The following is a 20,953-nucleotide window of genomic DNA, read 5'->3' as shown; positions in this document are numbered from 1 at the left end:
GGTGTTGTCATTTATAGGGTAAGAAAACGATTGCGTAAAATAGGAGAATAAGATGAATTTAAAAGAAATAGCTAAACAAGCTTTGTCATTGATGGATCTCACTACACTTAATGACAATGATACAGATGAAAAAGTGATTTCTCTTTGCCAACAAGGTAACACTGAGTTTGGGACACCTGCTGCAGTTTGTGTGTATCCTCGTTTTGTACCTATTGCAAGAAAAGCATTGAAAAATCAAAGTACTGAACAGATTAAGATTGCAACAGTAACAAACTTCCCACACGGTAATGATGATATTGAAATTGCTGTAGCAGAAACTAAAGCGGCTGTTGCTTACGGCGCAGATGAAGTTGATGTTGTTTTCCCTTACAGAGCTTTAATTGCAGGAAATGAAACCATTGGTTTTGAACTCGTTCAACAATGTAAAGCAGTTTGCCAAGCTAACAATGTTAAACTCAAAGTTATCATTGAATCTGGCGAATTAAAAACAGAAGAGTTAATTCGTAAAGCGAGTGAAATAGCCATTAAAGCAGGCGCTGATTTCATTAAGACTTCCACAGGTAAAGTCCCTGTTAATGCAACTTTAGAGTCTGCACGCATTATGCTTGAAACGATTCGTGATCTGAATGTCTCTGATCGCGTTGGATTTAAAGCTGCAGGTGGAGTTAAAACCACAGAAGAAGCCGAACAATATCTTTCTCTTGCTGCTGAGATTTTAGGTAAAGATTGGATTAGTACTGATCATTTCCGTTTTGGTGCATCTAGCTTGCTTGGTAATTTATTAGCTACTCTTACAGATAAAGAAGCTAAGGAAACCACTGGCTATTAATATCAATATTAAAGAGTGATGTAAGCGGTAAGATAGCTATATTATTTTGTAAAACATCACTCATTTAACATTTCAACTATTGCCATTAATGATGCCAATGATTGAAAGCCCTATTTTTTAACTAACGAGGAAAATAACATGACTCCACATATTAATGCACCTGAAGGTGCTTTCGCTGATGTTGTATTAATGCCAGGTGACCCACTTCGTGCAAAATATATCGCAGAAACATTCTTGGAAAATCCAAAACAAGTGACCGATGTCCGCAATATGTTTGGTTATACTGGTACTTACAAAGGTCGTAAAATTTCAGTAATGGGACATGGTATGGGTATTCCATCTTGCTCAATTTATGCCAAAGAATTAATTACTGAATATGGCGTTAAAAAAATTATCCGTGTAGGTTCATGTGGTGCTGTCCGTCCAGATGTTAAATTACGTGATGTGGTTATTGGGATGGGTGCTTGTACAGACTCTAAAGTAAATCGTATTCGTTTTAAAGATAATGACTTTGCTGCAATCGCTGATTTTGATATGACCCTTGCTGCAGTACAAGCGGCTAAAGAAAAAGGCGTGAAGGTACGTGTCGGTAATTTATATTCAGCAGATTTATTCTATACACCCGATGTAGAAATGTTTGATGTAATGGAAAAATATGGCATTTTAGGTGTTGAAATGGAAGCTGCTGGTATTTATGGCGTTGCATCTGAATTTGGAGCAAAAGCCTTAACAATTTGTACTGTATCCGATCACATTCGTACTCATGAACAAACAACAGCAGAAGAACGTCAATTAACTTTTAATGATATGATTGAAATCGCATTAGAATCTGTTTTAATTGGCGATAAAGCTGAATAAAATTGCAAAAAATCGTTCGAATCTAACCGCTTATCTATAACATAGATTCGAATGATTTATCCTTATTTTGCCTAGAATAATCCCTCCAATTTACAAAAATCACCACTACTCCCAATAAATTGTTTAAACATTCACAGGCAATGTTAAAAGCCACATTAACTTTATACTAAATGATAATTATTTATGAACTTTTTCTTATTTTAAATGTTTGATGTAATGGCAGATACAATAATTGTATTAAAAATATTGGAAATTTTAATAGGATAATAACATGATAGAATTAGGTATAGATATGTTTGGGGACTTGCAAATAGACCCTAAAACAGGAAAAGCAAAATCACCTGCCAAAAGAATGCAAGAAATGGTGGAAGAAGTTAAATTGATGGATGAGGTTGGTTTAGATTTCTTTGCTATTGGAGAACATCACAGAGAGGAATATGCAGTATCTTCACCCGAAATATTTTTAGCTGCTGTAGCACCTGTTACAAAAAATATAAAATTAAGTAGTGCGGTTTCTATAATCAGTTCTGCAGACCCTGTAAAATTGTATAAAGACTTTGCAATGGTTGATTTATTATCAGATGGTAGAGCTGAAATAATGGCAGGTAGAGGTTCATTTATTGAATCATTTCCCGTGTTTGGTTATGAATTAAAAAACTACGATGCTCTTTTTGAAGAAAAGCTAAACCTTTTACTTGAATTAAACGAAAAAGAAACAATTTCTTGGAAAGGGGAATACAGACCATCATTAAATAATCAGCCAATTTATCCTCAGCCTAAAAATGGTAACATACCAATATGGGTAGCAGTAGGAGGTACACCAGAATCTGTAATTAGAGCTGCTAGCTTACGTTTACCTGTCATGTTTGCTATTATTGGAGGCACAATTGATAGATTTAAACCATTATTTGAATACTATAAACAAGCGTGGGTACACGCTGGTAATGATATAAAAGATTACCAAGTAGGGGTTCATATGCACTCTTTGTTTGGAGAAAATGATCAAGAAATAGCTGATTCATATTTTCCATTATATGCAGAACAACGAAATAGAACTGGAGCAAGTAGAAACTGGCCACCATACCAAAGAATACAGTATGATTATGGTCGTAAAAAACTAGGACATTTAATTGTAGGCGATGCAAGTCATGCTACTGAAAAAATAATTGAAGCAATTGAAGTTCTAGGGCTTACTCGTTTTTCAGCTCATATGGATGTAGGTGCTCCAGATCATGCAACAATGATGAAATCAATTGAGATATATGGAGATAAAATTGCTCCGAAAGTGAGAGAAGCTTTGAAAAAGTAATTTGAATAACAATATTTTTAAAATCCCTATGTTTCATACATAGGGATTTTTATGTTTTAGTTAAGTATAATTTTATCTACTCCAACTCACCGCAAAAACGATACCCTTCTCCATGAATGGTCACAATAATTTCGGGTGTATCGGCATGATCTTCAAAATGTTTACGAATACGTCGAATTGTTACATCAACGGTACGGTCATGTGGTTTTAATTCGCGACCAGTCATACGTTTTAACAAATCATCGCGGGTTTGAATTTTACCTGGATTTTCACAAAACTGTAATAAGGCTCTAAATTCACTACGAGGTAATTTAATCACCTCTCCTTCAGGGTTAATCAAGCTACGGCTATTAATATCCAACATCCAGCCATTGAATCGATAACTATCAATTGCTTTACTTTCCTTATCCGCTTTGTCTTTTTCGAACATTGTGCGTTGCAATAAGTTTCTAGCTCTAATTGTTAGCTCACGAGGATTAAATGGTTTGGTGATATAATCATCGGCACCAATTTCTAGCCCAAGGATTTTATCAACCTCATTATCTCTCCCCGTTAAAAACATTAACGCAATATCCGTATTCTCACGTAATTCTCGAGCCAACATGAGACCATTTTTTCCGGGTAAATTAATATCCATAATCACCAAATGTATCTCTCTGCTACTCAATACAGAGTGCATTTCAACACCATTACTCGCTTCAAATACATCATATCCTTCAGCTTCGAAAATACTTTTTAATGTATTTCGTGTCACCACTTCATCTTCAACAATTAAAATTTGTGGATTTTCCATGTTTTACCCTTACAAAGATTTATAGTTAGTTTGTACAGTACTATCCTAGTAAAAAATTATATCATTTTATTGACAATTTATGTTTTCATCTGCAACTTATTTTACATTTTCTTAGCTTTAATCAAATTTTATGTAAGATAATCAATTAGTTTAACTTAATTGGACATACTCTATTTCCAACCCAAGCAGACTTTGTGCTAAAGATGCGGTGATATTTTTGTGACTTAAAACCGCATCCTTTTCGGCTAATACAATACGAGTCACTTGACTATTTTGGTAACCTTGCAATCTCGAATAGTTTAACGCACATTGCAAAGGTAAAAAGCTTGGATTAAATGCCGCATTTTCAATATATCGACCAGTCACAATTTTGTCACCAACTTGCAACGCAATACCACTAAAAGCATCACTGTAAGGAGCATAAGATAAACTTGCTGCGTTAATTGCCGATTGAACTAATTCATCACCTTGTGGTGTAAAATCTTGCTGTTGAGCATCAAACATCAGTAAATCAATGTCTAAATTTTTAGGACCAAATGCATCTGGTAAATAACTGTGTAATAAATTATTTTGGCTATGTGGTAAATGAATTTTTAATTCAGATGAGGTATTAAGCTCATTCATAAATTGGCGACAGTGGCCACAAGGTGTATAGTTTACGACAACATCAGTTACCGATTTTTCCCCTTCTAACCATGCATGAGAAATAGCACTTTGCTCTGCATGAACAGATTGTTGAATGGCATCTTTAGCAAATTCTTGGTTAGCACCAAAATAAAAATTACCCGATTCTCCAATCGCAACTGCCCCTACATAAAAATGAGAAACAGGTACAGTGGCATAACAAGCTGCTATAGGTAAACAAGCTAAGGCAAGTTCAACCGTTGAAAGATCAAATTGTGTGCGCAAATTTTCAACATCAGATCGATTAATTTTGCCCACAAGATTTTGGGATATGAGAAACTCAACAATCTGTCTTACCACATTTTCATCAGTATCAGCTAACAATTGCTCTAAGCGTATTAAAACATCATTTTTTACCATATCCATTATGCATTTCCTCTTTCAACAATGACACCAACGCTAGCTGCTTGTGCCACTGCTTTGGGTTTGTGTAACTCAATACGAAGCCATTGTATTTTATATGTATTTTGTAATAAGTCAGCAACTTTATACGCAACCGTTTCGACTAATTTGAATGGCGTATTTTCGACAAAATCTAAGATTTTTTGGGAAACTTCGGCATAATTTAAACAAAAACTGACATCTTCAGATTCCACTGCTTGAGTAAAATCCCACACCATTTCAATATTGAAAACTAATCGTTGTTTAATCGTATGCTCCCATTCATAAGCACCAATAGAAGCAAATGCAGTTAATTCATGGATAAAAACTTTGTCACGCATTTTTTATTTCCTTGTTTTTCAAAACTTCAGGTAGAATATAGCATAATCATTTCATCAATAAGGAAAAATATGAGCATTACTGCCTATTCTCTCATCGCAGGATCCTATCTCTTAGGTTCAATCTCTAGTGCTATTATTTTCTGTCGTCTAGCAGGATTACCTGATCCTAGAACCCAAGGTTCTCACAATCCAGGCGCAACGAATGTGCTAAGAATTGGAGGAAAACTTTCTGCGTTAGGCGTCTTACTTTTTGATGTATTAAAAGGATTCTTGCCCGTTTCAATTGCAATTTATTTAGGATTGCGACCAACTGAAATTGGCTTCATCGCATTAGCAACTTGCCTCGGACATATTTTTCCAATCTTTTTTCAATTTAGAGGTGGAAAAGGTGTCGCAACTGCTTTTGGAGCAATTTTCCCTATAGGTTATACCATTGCTGGCCTAGCCTTTGGCAGTTGGCTAATTATCTTCTTACTCTTTGGTTATTCTTCATTAAGTGCTGTCGTCACAGCAATTGTTGTGCCATTCTATGTTTGGTGGTTCGCACCAGAATTTACCTTCCCTGTTGCTTTAGTCTGCTGTTTGTTGGTTTACCGCCATCACGATAATATTCAGCGTTTATGGCGGGGTCAGGAAGATAAATTATGGCAGAAATCACTACTACGTCATAACTAAAAAAGCCACAACTAAATATTTTGGCGAGGCACTGAATTTTGGTAACCAAATTGTCGCCAAGCCTCGTACACAACGACCGCCACAGAATTAGATAAATTCATACTGCGACTATCCTTGCACATTGGAATACGAATTTTTTGCGACATTGGTAAGGTATCTAAAATGTCTTTTGGAATACCTCGACTTTCAGGTCCAAACATTAAAAAATCACCAAGTTCGTATTGCACTTCGCTATGGTTAGGCTCGCCTTTGGTTGTTAATGCAAACAATCGCTTTGGTTGTGCTTTCGCGAGAAAATCTTCAAAACTGTGATATTTCTGAATATCAACAAACTCGTGATAATCAAGGCCTGAACGACGTAATTTTTTATCATCCCAAGTAAAACCAAATGGCTCGATCATATGCAAACGAAAGCCACAGTTTGCACATAAACGAATAATATTGCCGCTATTTTGCGGAATTTCAGGTTCAAATAAAACAATATCTAACATCTTTTACTTCTTCTATATTTTCTATTTTTACAAAATATTGGATCAATCTAACCGCTTGTTAAGCTACGTTCTTGATAATCCAACAATTATGAATATGCGGATTGCGTTCAAAATCAAGAGGTAACGTTTTCTTGGTAATATTCTCAGCACTCAATCCAAGCTCTGCTAACCGCTCTAAATCCATTTTAAAACCACGTTTATTATTAGAAAAAACGATAGTGCCATCTTGAGTTAAAATGCGTTTTAACTTTCTCATAAGTTCAATATGGTCTCGTTGCACGTCCCAACTATTTTCCATTCGTTTTGAATTAGAAAATGTTGGAGGATCAACGAAAATCACCTCAAAACGTTCTCGACATTCTGCTAACCATTGTAAGCAATCAGATTGGATCAAGCGGTTAGTTCTTAAAGATAAATCGTTCAACTCTAAATTCTGCTCAGCCCAATTCAAATAAGTATTAGACATATCAACAGTCGTGGTTGATTTAGCGCCATTGAGTGCAGCGTGAATAGTTGCAGATCCCGTGTAAGCAAATAGGTTTAAGAAAGTTTTCCCTTTTGCCATTTCCCCTACCATTTTTCGTGTTAAACGATGGTCAAGGAATAAACCTGTATCAAGATAATCCGTTAAATTAACCCACAACTTCGCCCCATACTCTTCAACATAAAAGTACTCGCCCTTATTGGCTAATTTTTCATATTGATTGGTACCTTTTTGCTTTTGACGAACTTTTAGGACTAATTTATTGGTTTCAACACCCGTCACATATAATGTTGCCGATACCGCATCTAATAAACGCTGACGTGCTTTATTTTCATCAATATTTTTAGGAGCGGCATACTCTTGTACCACAATATGATCACCGTAACGATCAACGGCTAAATTATATTCGGGTAAATCGGCATCGTAGAGTCGATAAGCCTCAAGCCCTTGTTGTTTCGCCCATTTTTCAATTTTTTTGATATTTTTAGTGAGGCGATTCGCGAAATCTTGTGCAACTTGTCCATTTTGCTCAAATTTAAGTTCTTCCTGTTCAGAAACTTTTCTTTCACTGATTGAATAATTTTTTTGAACACAATCTAAAGGTCCATTTTTTGCTTTAAATTGACGAGAAGAACGTAAACGTAAACAATTTAATAAATCTGGTTCGCCACTAAAAATTGATGCATTCCACCCTGCAAATTGTTGTTTTAAGCGTTGCCCGAAAACAGAATAAAGAGCGATAAGCGCTGGCGTTGTACCTAAACGTTCCCCATAAGGAGGGTTACACACCACAGTACCAATTTGATCGGGAACTGGATTTTTTAATGCAGAGACATCTCCTTGTTGCCATTGAATTAAATCAGCAACACCCGCATTTTCCGCATTTTGTTTTGCTTTAGCTAAGACTCGGTGATCTAAATCGAACCCAAAGAAGTTCGCAAGCGGTGACTTTTCCGTTGAATTTTGCAGATCTTTTGCCTCTTGCCAAACTGCTTGCCATACTGCTGGTTGATGCCCTTTCCAAAAATCAAATCCCCATTTTTGACGATTAATTTGTGCCGCAATATTCGCTTGCATTTGTGCTGCTTCGATCAACAAGGTTCCCGAGCCACACATAGGATCCACAAGTGGCGTACCTTTTTCCCAACCTGAACGTAAAATAATGGCAGCTGCCAATGTTTCACGCAGTGGGGCTTTACCCGTATCTTCACGATAACCACGAAGGTGTAACGCATCACCACTTAAATCGAGCGAAACAATCACATTTTCACGATCTAAATAAACGTGGATGCGAATATCAGGAGAGATTTTATCAACACTTGGACGAGCAAAACCTTTACGCTCAAAATAATCGACAATACCATCTTTTACTCGCATTGCACCAAATTGTGTGTGGCGTATTTCACTATTTGTCCCATTAAAATCGACAAAAAAAGTATCGCGAGCGTCAACTAATTTCACCCAATCATAACTGACAATAGACGCATAGAGATCACTATCACTAAAAATCTTAGTGGAAATTAGCGGTAACAGGATTCGAGAAGCTAAACGGCTATGTAATAACGCTTTATACATACCCGTTTGATCTGTCGTAAAGTGAACGCCACCTTGTGCGACTTTACATTGTCCTGAAGTGATTTGCTCTAATTCTGCTTTTAACATTTCTTCAAAGCCACGAGCAGTGGTTGCGAAATAGGTTGTTTCTGTTGTCATCTTTTGATCTTTATTTTAAATATTAGTAGGAATTATAACGGAAGTATTGTGATAAAGGGGAATTTTATGAATGAATACTCTAAAAATAAGTTTCTCTGTTTACTAATAATTCGCATCTAATAATGACAAATAAAGCACCAATCTTTATTGATACTTTAGAAAAAAATGGATAAAATTTGCACTCCCAATACCACTAATTTTATTATGGTTATTTTGTAATCAAATGATAATGATTATCGTTTATTTTGATTGGTAACTAATATACAATTCAACCTACCGATATTCCTAAATAAAATGCGATAGAGGATCCATTGTGAAGAAATTTGTCAAAACTGCCATTGCTACCGCTGTAATCAACAATATATTGTCAATGGCATATGCAGCAGATGACATTGGTGGTGATATGGTACTTGATACCATTGAAGTCATTACTCAAGGTTTTAAAGAACGAGAAGAAACATACAAAAAAAGCGGTGCTGTTAGTATCCGAGATGAGATCAATAAATCTGATAAAAATTTAGATGAAATTATTCGTTCAGCTCCTGGAACATTCACACAAATGAATAAAGCCGCTGGTGCAGTTAGCGTAAATATCAGAGGGGCAACTGGATTTGGACGAGTCAATACCATGGTTGATGGCGTTTCTCAAACATTCTACAGTAGCGGTGGCGATACCGGTGGTAAAGGTGGAGCTGGCTCTCAATTTGGTGCTGCAATTGATCCTGCATTTATTACTAGCGTTGAAGTGAATAGAGGATCATTTAATGGTGCTAGTGGTGCCAATACACTCATGGGTTCTTCTAACTTCAAGACGATTGGTGTTGATGATATTTTAAGATTTGACAGAAACGTTGGTGGAATGATCAAATCTCAAGTCGGTACGAACGATACCAAACCAGAATGGATGATGGCTGTTGCAGGTAAGAAAATCTTTGATTATGGTGGTTCACTTGGTGTGTTATATGGTCAAAGCCGTAAAACAATCACTCAAAATTATAAAGTGGGCGGAGGACAAACTCATAGAGAAATTTCTGAAGCGGCAACAGAAGAGATTAGAAGAGATTATATAAACAGTTATGGCATAGATTCTGAAAGACTATACGATATCACCCCTTATGATCCCGAGAAAGTAAAGCAAAAGCCAGTTAGTCATATTTTTAAAACAGAATATGCTGATGACTATAACTTGCTTGAATTGCAATATAGAAAAACCACTAACCATTTAGCTGGACGAACAATTAAAGGTGATACAAAACAAGTTAAGTATAATTTAACCCTACCTGAGAATAACTTTGTCGATTTTAATATCCTTTATGCAAAAAATAAAAACACACAAAATTATGATGTTGGAAGTACAATAATTAACAGAACAATTACAGCGCCTTTAACAGGTAAAAATGAATCAACTACCTTAGATATCAATAATACACTAAGATTTGATTTACCTTTTGAGGCTAATTTAGCAATTACTCCTGGTGTAAACTGGTTAAAAAATAAATATTCTAAAAATCGTTATCCTAATGAACTAAGAATTTTTAAACCTTGTGAATATGACGGAGATACGGAATGCTTTAGTACTTCTGGTGGCTATGATCCTACTCGTACAGATCTAAATCTCTATGAAACGGTTAATGCCTCTTTACCAACTAACTCATTCTTTCCAAAAGGAAATCAGAGATTAAATACAATTTATTGGGATAACCAATTAGATTGGAATATGTTCACACTAAATTACAATATAAACATAGTAAAATATAAAAATAAGGGGGAAAGTCTTAATTCTGTCGATCAAGAATATTATAAAATCCAAGGTAAAATTGATGAGCTAGATGAGATCTTAGAAAGTATTCCTGAAGACTCCGAAGGTGCAGAAGAAAAACATGAAAAAATTCTTGCTCAGATCCATGAGTTGGAAGAAGAACAAGAAAGATTTGATGAAACATATGAATATGATAGAGAAGAAGGTTATAAGAAAAGACCAACATTTAGACATGATCATACTGTAAAAAATCATTTTGTGAATTATTCTGCGATGTTAACTGCAAATGTAAGTAACTACTTCACTCCTTTTATTGGGTATTCCAAAACACATAGAGTACCGACAATTCAAGAAATGTTCTTCTCAAGTCTAACTGATGCAGGAATGAATTTAGATTTACAGCCAGAAACAGCTAAAACAAAACAACTTGGTTTTAATGGTTTCATCGATGGTGCAATAACCGAAAATGATAGACTCGGTTATAAATTGACAGGATACGAAACAAGAATTGAGAACTTCATCCATAACGTAAACCGTGCGGTACAAGTAAGAGGTATCAACCCTGTATTCGGTTATCAAACGCTTATGACGATTTACCACAGAAACTATGATGTACCAGTCAAAGTAAAAGGATTTGAAGCTGAATTAAGCTATGATATGGGCAAATTCTTTGCAAACTTAGCCTATTCAAGACAAATGACAAATCAGCCTGCTTCTTACAGTGATTTAGCAAGAACGGGTAGCAATATCAATACTGACCAAGCAGAACTTCAAAGTTTTGGCTTAACCAAAGTCACAATTTTACCTAATAGTTATGGTTCTCTTGAGCTTGGAACAAGATTCTTTGATAACAAACTAACACTAGGTGTTATTGCTAAATACTACGGTAAAAGTAAGCGAAGTAAATACGACCCTATTGGTATTTGTGAAGGTGGTGGCAGAATCTATTTTGATGATCAAAGAAATAGACCAGTATGCCCAGGCTATATGGATACCACCCATAAAGCAGGTTCAATTGCAGAATATAAAGAAATCGATCATCAACCAATGGTTTATGATCTCTATGCGATTTATGAGCCAACAGAAAATCTTATGATCAAATTAGCGGTTGATAATGTCACTGATAGAAGATATGTAAACCCACTTGATGCAAATAATGACTCTGCTTCTCAATATTCTGATGCGATTCATCCAATTCCAAATAGTAACGGTGATTATAGCTATGTAAAAGAGTATCAAAATAACTTTGCACGAGGCAGAACATTTAAATTAAACCTTTCTTACAAGTTTTAAGTAAATCTATCTAAAAATATCCATTCTCTAGCAAGGCTAAATTTAGCCTTGCTATTTTTTCACTCATCTTATTCTTTAGCTACTTAATGGCTGATTACAATTCCATTTTTAATAACAATTTTAGACATTGTTGGACCAATTATTTTACTATTCTCAATCGCTGCATTAATTCTAAGAATATCGCTTTCAGTAAATTGTATAGCAAGGCTTGCTATGGATTCTTCTAATTGAGCCATTGTTCTTGCACCTGTAAGCGGAATAATATCGTCTCCTTGGTTAAATATCCAAGCTTGAGCTAATTGTGCTACCGACACATTTTTCTCCGTTGCGATAGTATTTACCACATCAATTAATGGATCTTGGCGAGTGCCTAAAAGTCGATTTAATCTCAATAAGCCAAACGCAACCACACCAGTACCAAACTCTCTTGCGACAGGCAACACTTCATGTTCGATACTATTGTTCATAATAGAATAATCCAATTCAACTAAGCTAATCGGATGTACTTCATTCGCTTTTCTAAGTACGTCAGCATCAACTTCTGATAGCCCAATATGTTTTACATAACCTTCTTTTATTAAGTCTGCAATCGCACCAATAGTGTCTTCGATAGGAATACCAATATCGACTCTAGCAGGTTGGTATAAATCAATATAATCAAGATTTAAGTTTTTAAGAGAGGAAGTAATGTATTTTTTGACATTTTTAGGTCCCACATCAACATGGTTACCGCCTGCAAAAAGATTACCGAAAGTACCGTATTTCACTGAAACAAACGCTTTATCCCTATCTTGATTTTTCAGTGCTTCACCCAGTAATTTTTCATTATGCCCGTCAATACCGTAGAAATCGCCTGTATTTAGAAGGTTAATGCCTAAATCTAATGCTTTATGAATGGTTGCAATGCTCTCTTTTCTTTCCGAATTAGGATTAACGGACATACGCATACAGCCTAAACCAAATCGTGAAATGCTAAAATCTTTACTTTGATATTGTTCGATACTCATACTTATAAACTCCGATTAAGTTAGCCACTATTTTACTTTGTAATGATCATTACAAAGATTTCAGATCTAAAGGGGTATGTGGAGTTTCTATAAACCTTTGAATCGATAATTCATAAGGAAATAGTCAGTGAATTTGAGATTTATATTAAAACTGCAATTTACTCTACACAGCCTTTTTGGGTAGTAAATATACAAAAGGCTTCTGTTCTAACAAAAGCCTTTTCAGTTTATTTATAGAGTGGATATATAACAAAAAGTTCGGTTATTTTTCCTCAAACTCTTCATCATCAAAAAACTCGCCATCTTCGCCATATTCATCTTCATCACTATTTGGATCTTCAAAATAGGTTCCCCAGCCTTCGTACTCTGCGCCCGATTTTTCAATTAAAGGCAGAAGTTCTTTTTGTTGAGCGGTAATTATATTCGCATCTAATTTAATTTCTGACACAATATCGCACACAAAAAAGACTTTACCGTCTTCTTCGATTTCTTCCGCTTCTGAGATTTCATAGCCTAGCTTATAAGCATCAACGACTAATTTTTCCAGTTTATCAAAATCGTGATGGGCAATGTGATGCTCAACAATATACAACGCATCATGATCTGAGCCATCTTGTAATAAATTTGCGATAATTTCGTCAGTTTCTTGTTTTAATTGATTCATATCGTACATTTAATTTTCCTCACTTTCTGGCTCAAATGCTTCAGCAAACCAGCTATCTAATTTTGTTGCTAACTTTTCAATGCCAATTTTATTCAATGCAGAATAAGCTTCTACTTGGATATCACCTTGGAAAGGTAAAATAGCCTCCCTTACCATTTTTACTTGTTTACTGCGTCCGCTTTGGCTTAGTTTATCTGCTTTGGTTAAGAGCAATAACACGGGCAGATCCGATGAAACCGCCCATTCGATCATTTGCTGATCGAGATCTTTTAATGGATGGCGAATATCCATTAAAATAACCACACCTCGTAGGCATTCTCTTTTTTGTAAATATTCACCTAAGGCTCGTTGCCATTGGAGTTTCATTTGCTCTGGTACGGCAGCATAGCCATAGCCGGGTAAATCAACTAACTTACAGTTTGGTTCAACTTCAAATAGATTGATAAGCTGAGTTCGCCCCGGTGTTTTTGACGTACGAGCAAGGCTTTTTTGATTGGTTAAGGCATTTAATGCCGTAGATTTCCCTGCATTCGAACGCCCTGCAAAAGCGATTTCAACACCATTATCTTCAGGTAAATGGCGAATATCCGGTGCGGAAGTTAAAAAGTGGGTTTTCTGGTAATTTAATTTTATGGTTGTCATTATTTTAGTCTTATTGATAAACCTTTGTTGCCATAGGCATTAGGTTCGGGATTTCCTGCAAATACACCCCATTCGAGTAATAATATCATACCGATAAACAGTGGCATTAAGATACCGAGTAACCATGCCATTGTACCTTGTGTACCAAGAGAGGCAAAATAACAGAGAATTGGAACGAGTACCATTGCTAACGCTTTGCCCGAACGATTACGGTCGTGCAAACGTTTGATAATCACGGCAGATAAGCTATACGCCGACAGCAACAAGGGTAATACACTTACCCATGTGAAAGCGGTCGGATTAAAGATGAAATTTGCAAAAATAAAAAGGAATATGAAATTCACTCCAAAGCCGATCCAAAACCCTTTTCGGTTTAATCGACCTTGGAATGAGAAGAGCAAATTATACCAAGGCATTACTGCAATGCCTTTTCAATTTTCTCGAAGAGATCACGCGCAAGGTTATCTAACCCTTTCAAGCGTTCTAAACCGCGACGCATAAGCGTTTGACGTTGTGCATCGTAACGAGAAAGTTTGATTAATGGCTCAATTAAACGAGCTGCAACTTGTGGGTTAGTTTCATTTAACTGAATCAACATATCTACTAAGAAACGGTAGCCTGAACCATCAATAGCATGGAATGCACGAGGGTTTTGAGAGGCAAAGCTACCCACCAATGAACGCACACGGTTTGGATTCTTAAAGTTAAAACTACGATGGGTTAATAGCTCTTGCACAATTTCTAATACGTTGCTATCTGGACGAGTTGCTTGTAGTGCAAACCATTTATCCATTACTAAGCCATCAGTGTGCCATTTTTCTTCAAAATCAGCTAATAAATTATCACGGCACGCTAATTGTGCTTTAGTTGCTGCCGATAATGCTGCCAAAGTATCTGTCATATTATCTGCTTGATGATAATGTTTATGCACAAGCGTATTACCCACATCAGTGAAAGCTAGGTAAGACAAGCACACATTACGCAAAGCACGTTTTGCCATATCTTCCGCTTTAACTTGGTATTCACCCACTTTATTGTGATTGTAGGCAACAAGGAAACGATCTTTTAATGCTTCTGCAATAGATACTTGCATAAAATCACGCACCGCTGCTATGTTTGTAGGATCAATTACTTTAAATGACTCTGCAAATTCTGTCTCTTTTGGTAATGATAAGGTTAAAGCGGTCAGTTCTGGATCTTGATTTGCATTATCCAATAATAAGGTTAACGCATCTAACAATGATTCAGAAAATTGCATTGGTTCATTTTGTTGATGGCGATGCAAATTATTTTTTAATTCATTCACAAAGAGGGTTTGAGCCGCATCCCAACGTACAAAATCGTTTTCTGCATATTTGAGTAATACTGCTAATTGCTCTGTGGTGTAGTTGTAATCCACTCGTACTGGAGCAGAGAAATCGCATAATAATGCAGGTACTGGACGTTGTGTCACGTTGTGGAATTCAAACGTTTGATTTTCGTGGATCACATCAAGTACATCGCTCACACTTAATAATTCGTGTTGTAGCTTAATCTTTTGTCCGTTTTCGCCATATAACGCAATCTTAAGTGGAATATGTAGATTGACTTTTTCCACTTGATCGGCAGTTGGTGCTGTCATTTGAGCAACGTGTAAACGGTATAGATTATGTTTTTCATCATATTCATCTGCGATCGTTAATTCAGGCGTACCCGATTGGCTATACCAACGGCGGAATTGGGTTAAATCAACCCCTGATGCACGTTCCATTGCAGACACAAAATCCTCACACGTTGCCGCTTTTCCGTCATTTTCTGCGACGTACAATTTCATTCCTTTTTGGAATTTTTCTTCGCCCAATAAGGTATGGATCATACGGATCACTTCTGCCCCTTTTTCATAGACAGTCACCGTATAAAAGTTATTCATTTCAATCACTTTTTCTGGACGAATTGGGTGTGCCATTGGGCTTGCATCTTCGGCAAATTGGAAAGCACGTAAGAAACGCACGTCTTCAATACGTTTTGCTGAGCGTGACCATAAATCTGAAGTAAATTCTTGATCACGGAAAACCGTTAAACCTTCTTTTAAGCTTAATTGGAACCAGTCACGGCAAGTAATGCGGTTTCCTGTCCAGTTATGGAAATATTCGTGAGCAATCACAGACTCCACGCCCATATAATCTTCATCGGTTGCAGTTTGTGGGTTTGCTAAAACAAATTTTGAGTTGAAGATATTTAATCCTTTATTTTCCATTGCGCCCATATTGAAGAAATCAACGGCAACGATCATATAAATATCAAGATCATACTCAAGCCCAAAACGTTCTTCATCCCATTTCATCGCACGTTTTAAACTTGCCATTGCCCAAGTTGCTCGCTCTAAATTACCGCGATCGACATAAATTTCTAAATCAACGCTACGTCCGCTCATTGTGGTAAATTTATCTTGTAATAAATCGAAATCACCTGCAACAACAGCAAATAAATAACTTGGTTTAAAGAATGGATCTTCCCACTCGACCCAATGGCGACCATCTTCTAAATCGCCTTGTGCGATACGGTTACCATTCGATAATAAGAATGGATATTTTTCTTTAGAAGCGGTCAGTTTAGTCCGATATTTTGCAAGTACGTCTGGTCTATCTAACATATAAGTGATTTGGCGGAATCCTTCTGCCTCACATTGAGTACATAAGCCATCGCCTGATTGATATAGCCCTTGTAGTGACGTATTTTTTGATGGGTTTAATAGGGTTTTAATTTCTAATTCAAATTGATCTGCTTGGAAATCGGTTAAATCCAAAGTAAGCGATTCATCATCTTGTTTATAATTTTTAAATGATTCGCCGTTTAACTGAACCGAAAGAAATTCAAAACTATGCCCATCTAAGCGTAACTGTTTGGCTTCCGTATTTTTACGTTTTACCGTTAATTTTGAGGTTACCAAGGTTTCTTCTGGATCAAGTTGAAAATCCAAGTAAATATCAGTAATGGTAAAATCTGGTTGACGATAATCTTTTCTAAATTTTGCTTTAGGTTGCATAGCAGTTCCTTTAGGTAAAGTATTTTTAATCTAAACGGGTGTAAGTATATTGCAGTTTAGGAATAAAGTCATTGTTACAAATTAATCTCTCGCACCAAAAATTGCAGTGCCAATTCGTACCATTGTCGATCCACATTCAATCGCACTGACTAAATCGTCCGACATTCCCATTGATAAGATATCAACGGAAGTATATTTTTCCTTGAGTTGTTCAAATAATATAGCCATTTGAGAGAGTGCGACACGCTGTGCTTCTGGCTCAGATTCAGGTTTAGGGATTGCCATCAATCCTCGTAATGTTAAACGAGGTAAATCCGCGATTTGTTCCGCCAAAGCAAACATTTCTTCAGGAGCAATGCCTGATTTTGAATTTTCATCGCTGATATTAATTTGAATTAAGACATTCAATGGTGGTAAATCATCAGGTCGTTGCTCACTTAAACGTTGGGCGATTTTAAAACGATCAACGGTCTGCACCCAATCAAAATGGGTTGCCACAGGACGTGTTTTATTGGATTGCAATGCACCAATAAAATGCCATTCTAGTTGATCATTACCTGCAAAATATTGAACCTTTTCAATGCCTTCTTGCACATAATTTTCACCAAAACAGCGTTGTCCCGCCTCAATCGCTTGTTCAATCGCCGTCACTGGCTTAGTTTTCGTTACTGCCAATAATTTTACCGAATTTTGTGGGCGATTCGCTTGGTTCTCAACCTGTTCAATTTTTTGTTTAATCGTTGCTAGATTCTGTGCAATCGACATTAGTCTCTCCAAAAAGCTATAATGGCAGGCATGATAAAACTCCCCCATAGCAAAATCAAGGAAAGCAGATGAATAGATTAGCAAAAATTAAATTAGTTATTACCGATGTTGATGGCGTATTAACCGATGGTAGTTTCTACTATGATGAAAATGGCGAAGCACTCAAATATTTCAACGTAAAAGATGGATTAGGAATTAAAATGTTGCTCGCCTGTGGCATAAAAGTTGCCGTATTATCGGGCGGCGATACACCTATTTTACGTCGCCGTATTAAAGATCTCGGTATTCCCTTTAGCCAACTCGGTAAAATGTCTAAACGCCAAGCTTGCTTTGACTTGATGGAACAAGCGGGCGTTACGCCTGAAGAAACCGCTTTTTTAGGGGACGATACCCTTGATTTACCTGCTTTTGAAGTGTGTGGACTGGCGGTCGCTGTGGGCGATGCCTTTGATTATATAAAACAACAAGCCGACTTAGTGATGACAAGAAAAGGTGGCCATGCTGCCTTTCGTGAATTATCCGATATGATCCTAAAAGCACAAGGCAAAGAGGAAGTCTATTCAACTGCTGATGGTTTTATGAAAGTCGTGGAACAAATGGCACAATAACTATTATATTATTTATCGTACTCAATGATTTATTCTACAAGCGGTAATTTCCTCATCTTATTTTGCAAAATTTTGCTAAAATCTTACCGCTTTCCATATATTCAATTAAGGAAAAATTATGACAATGATGAACATTACATTATCCCAACAACCTGCTAATGAGGTTTGGGGAAAAAACGCAATCCTTTCCGCCAATGACAATGGCATGACTATTCACCTACAAAAAGATCCTCTCGTTACTATTCAACAAGCTGCACGCAAAATCAAAAATCAAGGTATTCTCAATGTCGCTTTGAAAGGGAATAAATGGACACTTGAAGAATGTTGGTCATTTCAACAAGGCTTTACCAGTGTTAAAAATGCTGGCTCAGTGCAATTCCCTGAGTTAAATGCAGATCAAGCGGAATTTGATGCACGTATCGCTTGTTCTACTTTCGTGAAAAGCATTATCAATGAGCCTTCAGATACGCTTACTCCTGAAGTCCTTGCTGAAAAAGCCGCAGAATTTATTACGACTCAAGCAAATAAATATGTGGGTACAGGAAAAGTATCTTTTGAGATTGTCGCAAGAGAGGCTTTACAGGAACGTGGCTATAACGGTATCTGGGCTGTCGGAAAAGGCTCTGCACACCTTCCTGCAATGTTACAACTTGATTTTAACCCAACGGGAAATCCCGATGCACCTGTGCTTGCTTGCTTAGTCGGAAAAGGCATTACTTTTGATTCAGGCGGTTATAGCTTAAAACCAAGTGAAAGTATGTCCACCATGCGAACAGATATGGGCGGTGCGGCTTTAGTCACTGGTGCATTAGGCTTAGCTATTGCTCGTGGATTAAATCAGCGTGTGAAATTATATCTCTGCTGTGCAGAAAATATGGTAAGTAGCCGTGCATTTAAACTTGGCGACATTATTACTTATCGCAATGGAGTAAAAGTTGAAGTATTAAATACCGATGCAGAAGGTCGCCTAGTCCTTGCGGATGGTTTGATTGAAGCAGACAAACAACAAGCACAATTTATTGTCGATTGTGCAACCTTAACGGGTGCAGCAAAAGTCGCTGTGGGCAATGATTACCACTCTGTACTTTCAATGGACGATAATTTAGTGGCGGATTTACTCCAATCTGCAAAAGCAGAAAAAGAAGCATTTTGGCGACTTCCTTTTGAGTCTTTCCACCGCTCACAAATTTCTTCATCATTTGCGGATATTGCCAATGTTGGCTCAGTTCCAGTTGGCGCTGGGGCTAGTACCGCAACAGCATTTTTATCTTACTTCCTAGAAAAGCCAGAACAAAATTGGTTACACATTGACTGCTCTGCAACCTACCGCAAAGCACCAAGTGATTTATGGAGTGCAGGCGCAACAGGTATTGGAATCAAGACATTAGCTAACTTATTGCTTGCTAAGTAAACCCACTCTAATTAGGTACAAAAAATAAAGATCCTTCTCGGGATCTTTATTTTTATATACTGTATATATTTACAATAAAATTTAAATTTCTCTATTGACACTGTGTATTTAAACAGTACAATTACCTGTATAAACACACAGTTAATTAAATGGAGAATAGTATGGCATCCCTAAGAAGCTTAGAACGTAACAATTCTTACCAACCGATTCCGTTATATCGTGATTTTAATACCCAACGATCTGTCAAATTGGATCTCAATTCGCTCTGTATAAGACGACCGACAGATACCTTTTTTATTCATGTGAAAAACCCAAATTTGATTGCTTGGGGAATTGAAATGGATGATCTATTGATCGTTGAACAGAATCAAGAGATCTTGATTAATGATTTGATTGTTATCGAAAAGAATGGGGAATATAAATTCTATCAATTCTTCAATGAAATAAATGGGGAAAAGATCCTATTTTCGCTAGATGCAATAGAACCTAATTTACGTATTATGCAATGGCAAGAGGTGAATATCTCTGGTGTAATCACGAATGTCGTACACCAAATGAGAAACCGCACACCTCAAACAAAATATGCAGCATAATACTATCAATGTAGAATTAAAGTACTCGACGAGACTGTGTGTAATTTCTAGACCAATAACTGTCAGATAAAGAACTCGTCGTTACGCCTTGGCTTGTGCTTGAATGAACAAATTTTCCACCGCCAATATATACTCCAACATGACCATTTTTACGGAAAAAAACAAGATCACCGGGGCGTAATTCTGATTTAGAAATAGCTTTACCTACCTTTTTTTGACCTGTTGTCGATCGAGGTAAATGCATATTAAATGCATGGCTCATCACAACCTGTACAAATGCAGAACAATCAATTCCTGCCTTAGTTGTACCGCCAAAACGATAACGTGTACCAACCCAATCTTTATAAACACTCAGTACTTTACTTACATTGACGTTGCGATCAAAATTTCTTACTGATTTATGGGTATTTTTTAAAATTTGACTCGGGGTTGCTGCTTTTGTACTTAAGCTAGCATGGGATAAAGATGAAAAGCTCAGTCCTAAAACGACGACTGTTGTTGTCCCAAAATATTGTGTTAACTTAAAAAAAGATTTCTGCATAATAATTTTACCGTCTCGCTAGAACCTAAAAGCGGATACTCTCCTGTTTGTTAAATAATGTATGGTAATGTAAATTAAAATTAAATT

At 36.6% G+C, this 20,953-nt stretch carries 20 protein-coding genes; 8 read left to right on the top strand and 12 right to left on the bottom strand.

Annotated elements, in window-relative coordinates:
* Nucleotides 1–52 precede the first annotated feature (52 nt).
* The 3 genes from deoC (at nt 53) to A6A10_RS02810 (ending at nt 2,996) form a co-directional block, all read left to right on the top strand.
* Nucleotides 53–829, top strand: a complete 777-nt coding sequence (gene deoC / locus A6A10_RS02820; RefSeq protein ID WP_121122188.1) for a deoxyribose-phosphate aldolase — start codon at nt 53–55, stop codon at nt 827–829.
* 138 nt (nt 830–967) lie between these two features.
* The gene (gene deoD / locus A6A10_RS02815) at nt 968–1,687 is read left to right on the top strand and encodes a purine-nucleoside phosphorylase (RefSeq protein ID WP_121122190.1); all 720 of its coding nucleotides are present in this window, start codon (nt 968–970) and stop codon (nt 1,685–1,687) included.
* A gap of 271 nt (nt 1,688–1,958) precedes the next feature.
* Complete coding sequence (locus tag A6A10_RS02810; RefSeq protein ID WP_211327975.1) at nt 1,959–2,996, top strand: LLM class flavin-dependent oxidoreductase; 1,038 nt, start codon at nt 1,959–1,961, stop codon at nt 2,994–2,996.
* Between the two features lie 76 nt (nt 2,997–3,072).
* Here the strand turns inward: A6A10_RS02810 and arcA are convergent, their stop codons facing one another.
* The 3 genes from arcA to folB all read right to left on the bottom strand — a co-directional run bounded on the left by arcA (nt 3,073) and on the right by folB (nt 5,195).
* Complete coding sequence (gene arcA, locus A6A10_RS02805) at nt 3,073–3,789, bottom strand: two-component system response regulator ArcA (protein ID WP_121122192.1); 717 nt, start codon at nt 3,787–3,789, stop codon at nt 3,073–3,075.
* Nucleotides 3,790–3,939: 150 nt separating this feature from the next.
* Nucleotides 3,940–4,833 (bottom strand): cytidine deaminase, encoded by an 894-nt coding sequence (cdd, locus tag A6A10_RS02800; RefSeq protein ID WP_121122310.1) that lies wholly within the window; start codon nt 4,831–4,833, stop codon nt 3,940–3,942.
* Nucleotides 4,834–4,838: 5 nt separating this feature from the next.
* Nucleotides 4,839–5,195: a dihydroneopterin aldolase gene (gene folB, locus A6A10_RS02795; protein ID WP_121122194.1), complete on the bottom strand. Its 357-nt coding sequence runs from the start codon at nt 5,193–5,195 to the stop codon at nt 4,839–4,841.
* A gap of 69 nt (nt 5,196–5,264) precedes the next feature.
* Here folB and plsY point away from each other — a divergent pair, with 69 nt between their 5' ends.
* On the top strand, nt 5,265–5,870 hold the full coding sequence (gene plsY, locus A6A10_RS02790; protein WP_121122196.1) for a glycerol-3-phosphate 1-O-acyltransferase PlsY: 606 nt from the start codon (nt 5,265–5,267) through the stop codon (nt 5,868–5,870).
* An 11-nt stretch (nt 5,871–5,881) separates the two neighbouring features.
* Here the strand turns inward: plsY and trmL are convergent, their stop codons facing one another.
* Together trmL and rlmKL are read right to left on the bottom strand one after the other, a co-directional pair.
* On the bottom strand, nt 5,882–6,361 hold the full coding sequence (trmL, locus tag A6A10_RS02785) for a tRNA (uridine(34)/cytosine(34)/5-carboxymethylaminomethyluridine(34)-2'-O)-methyltransferase TrmL (protein ID WP_121122198.1): 480 nt from the start codon (nt 6,359–6,361) through the stop codon (nt 5,882–5,884).
* Between the two features lie 58 nt (nt 6,362–6,419).
* Nucleotides 6,420–8,558, bottom strand: coding sequence for a bifunctional 23S rRNA (guanine(2069)-N(7))-methyltransferase RlmK/23S rRNA (guanine(2445)-N(2))-methyltransferase RlmL (gene rlmKL / locus A6A10_RS02780; protein ID WP_121122199.1), 2,139 nt, complete (start codon nt 8,556–8,558; stop codon nt 6,420–6,422).
* 313 nt (nt 8,559–8,871) lie between these two features.
* Here rlmKL and A6A10_RS02775 point away from each other — a divergent pair, with 313 nt between their 5' ends.
* Complete coding sequence (locus A6A10_RS02775; protein ID WP_121122201.1) at nt 8,872–11,610, top strand: TonB-dependent receptor plug domain-containing protein; 2,739 nt, start codon at nt 8,872–8,874, stop codon at nt 11,608–11,610.
* An 83-nt stretch (nt 11,611–11,693) separates the two neighbouring features.
* On the opposite strand, the gene A6A10_RS02770 is transcribed toward A6A10_RS02775, so the two are convergent.
* The 6 genes from A6A10_RS02770 to A6A10_RS02745 form a co-directional block, all read right to left on the bottom strand.
* On the bottom strand, nt 11,694–12,617 hold the full coding sequence (locus A6A10_RS02770; protein ID WP_121122203.1) for an aldo/keto reductase: 924 nt from the start codon (nt 12,615–12,617) through the stop codon (nt 11,694–11,696).
* 262 nt (nt 12,618–12,879) lie between these two features.
* Entirely contained in the window at nt 12,880–13,290 is a 411-nt protein-coding gene (rraB, locus tag A6A10_RS02765; RefSeq protein WP_121122205.1) for a ribonuclease E inhibitor RraB, read from the bottom strand.
* Complete coding sequence (gene yihA, locus A6A10_RS02760) at nt 13,291–13,923, bottom strand: ribosome biogenesis GTP-binding protein YihA/YsxC (protein WP_121122207.1); 633 nt, start codon at nt 13,921–13,923, stop codon at nt 13,291–13,293.
* A complete protein-coding gene (locus tag A6A10_RS02755; protein ID WP_121122209.1) occupies nt 13,923–14,339 on the bottom strand; it encodes a DUF805 domain-containing protein in 417 nt (138 codons plus the stop codon). The genes yihA and A6A10_RS02755 overlap by 1 nt, the downstream gene beginning before the upstream one ends.
* Nucleotides 14,339–16,948 carry an aminopeptidase N gene (pepN, locus tag A6A10_RS02750; protein WP_121122211.1) on the bottom strand — a complete coding sequence of 870 codons (2,610 nt, stop codon included), beginning with the start codon at nt 16,946–16,948 and terminating at the stop codon, nt 14,339–14,341. The genes A6A10_RS02755 and pepN overlap by 1 nt, the downstream gene beginning before the upstream one ends.
* An 81-nt stretch (nt 16,949–17,029) precedes the next feature.
* Entirely contained in the window at nt 17,030–17,713 is a 684-nt protein-coding gene (locus A6A10_RS02745) for a YggS family pyridoxal phosphate-dependent enzyme (RefSeq protein ID WP_121122214.1), read from the bottom strand.
* A 68-nt stretch (nt 17,714–17,781) separates the two neighbouring features.
* Here A6A10_RS02745 and A6A10_RS02740 point away from each other — a divergent pair, with 68 nt between their 5' ends.
* From A6A10_RS02740 to A6A10_RS02730, 3 genes are all read left to right on the top strand, one after another.
* Nucleotides 17,782–18,321, top strand: coding sequence for a KdsC family phosphatase (locus tag A6A10_RS02740; protein WP_121122216.1), 540 nt, complete (start codon nt 17,782–17,784; stop codon nt 18,319–18,321).
* 118 nt (nt 18,322–18,439) lie between these two features.
* Complete coding sequence (gene pepB / locus A6A10_RS02735) at nt 18,440–19,732, top strand: aminopeptidase PepB (protein WP_195759401.1); 1,293 nt, start codon at nt 18,440–18,442, stop codon at nt 19,730–19,732.
* 161 nt (nt 19,733–19,893) lie between these two features.
* Nucleotides 19,894–20,325 (top strand): LexA family protein, encoded by a 432-nt coding sequence (locus tag A6A10_RS02730; protein WP_121122218.1) that lies wholly within the window; start codon nt 19,894–19,896, stop codon nt 20,323–20,325.
* Nucleotides 20,326–20,341: 16 nt separating this feature from the next.
* On the opposite strand, the gene A6A10_RS02725 is transcribed toward A6A10_RS02730, so the two are convergent.
* Nucleotides 20,342–20,866, bottom strand: coding sequence for an NlpC/P60 family protein (locus A6A10_RS02725; RefSeq protein WP_121122220.1), 525 nt, complete (start codon nt 20,864–20,866; stop codon nt 20,342–20,344).
* Nucleotides 20,867–20,953: the final 87 nt, after the last annotated feature.

Source organism: Otariodibacter oris (assembly GCF_009684715.1).
GTDB lineage: Bacteria > Pseudomonadota > Gammaproteobacteria > Enterobacterales > Pasteurellaceae > Otariodibacter > Otariodibacter oris.
Note: the sequence above shows the minus strand (reverse complement) of the source record. Positions and strands in the feature narration are given on the sequence as shown.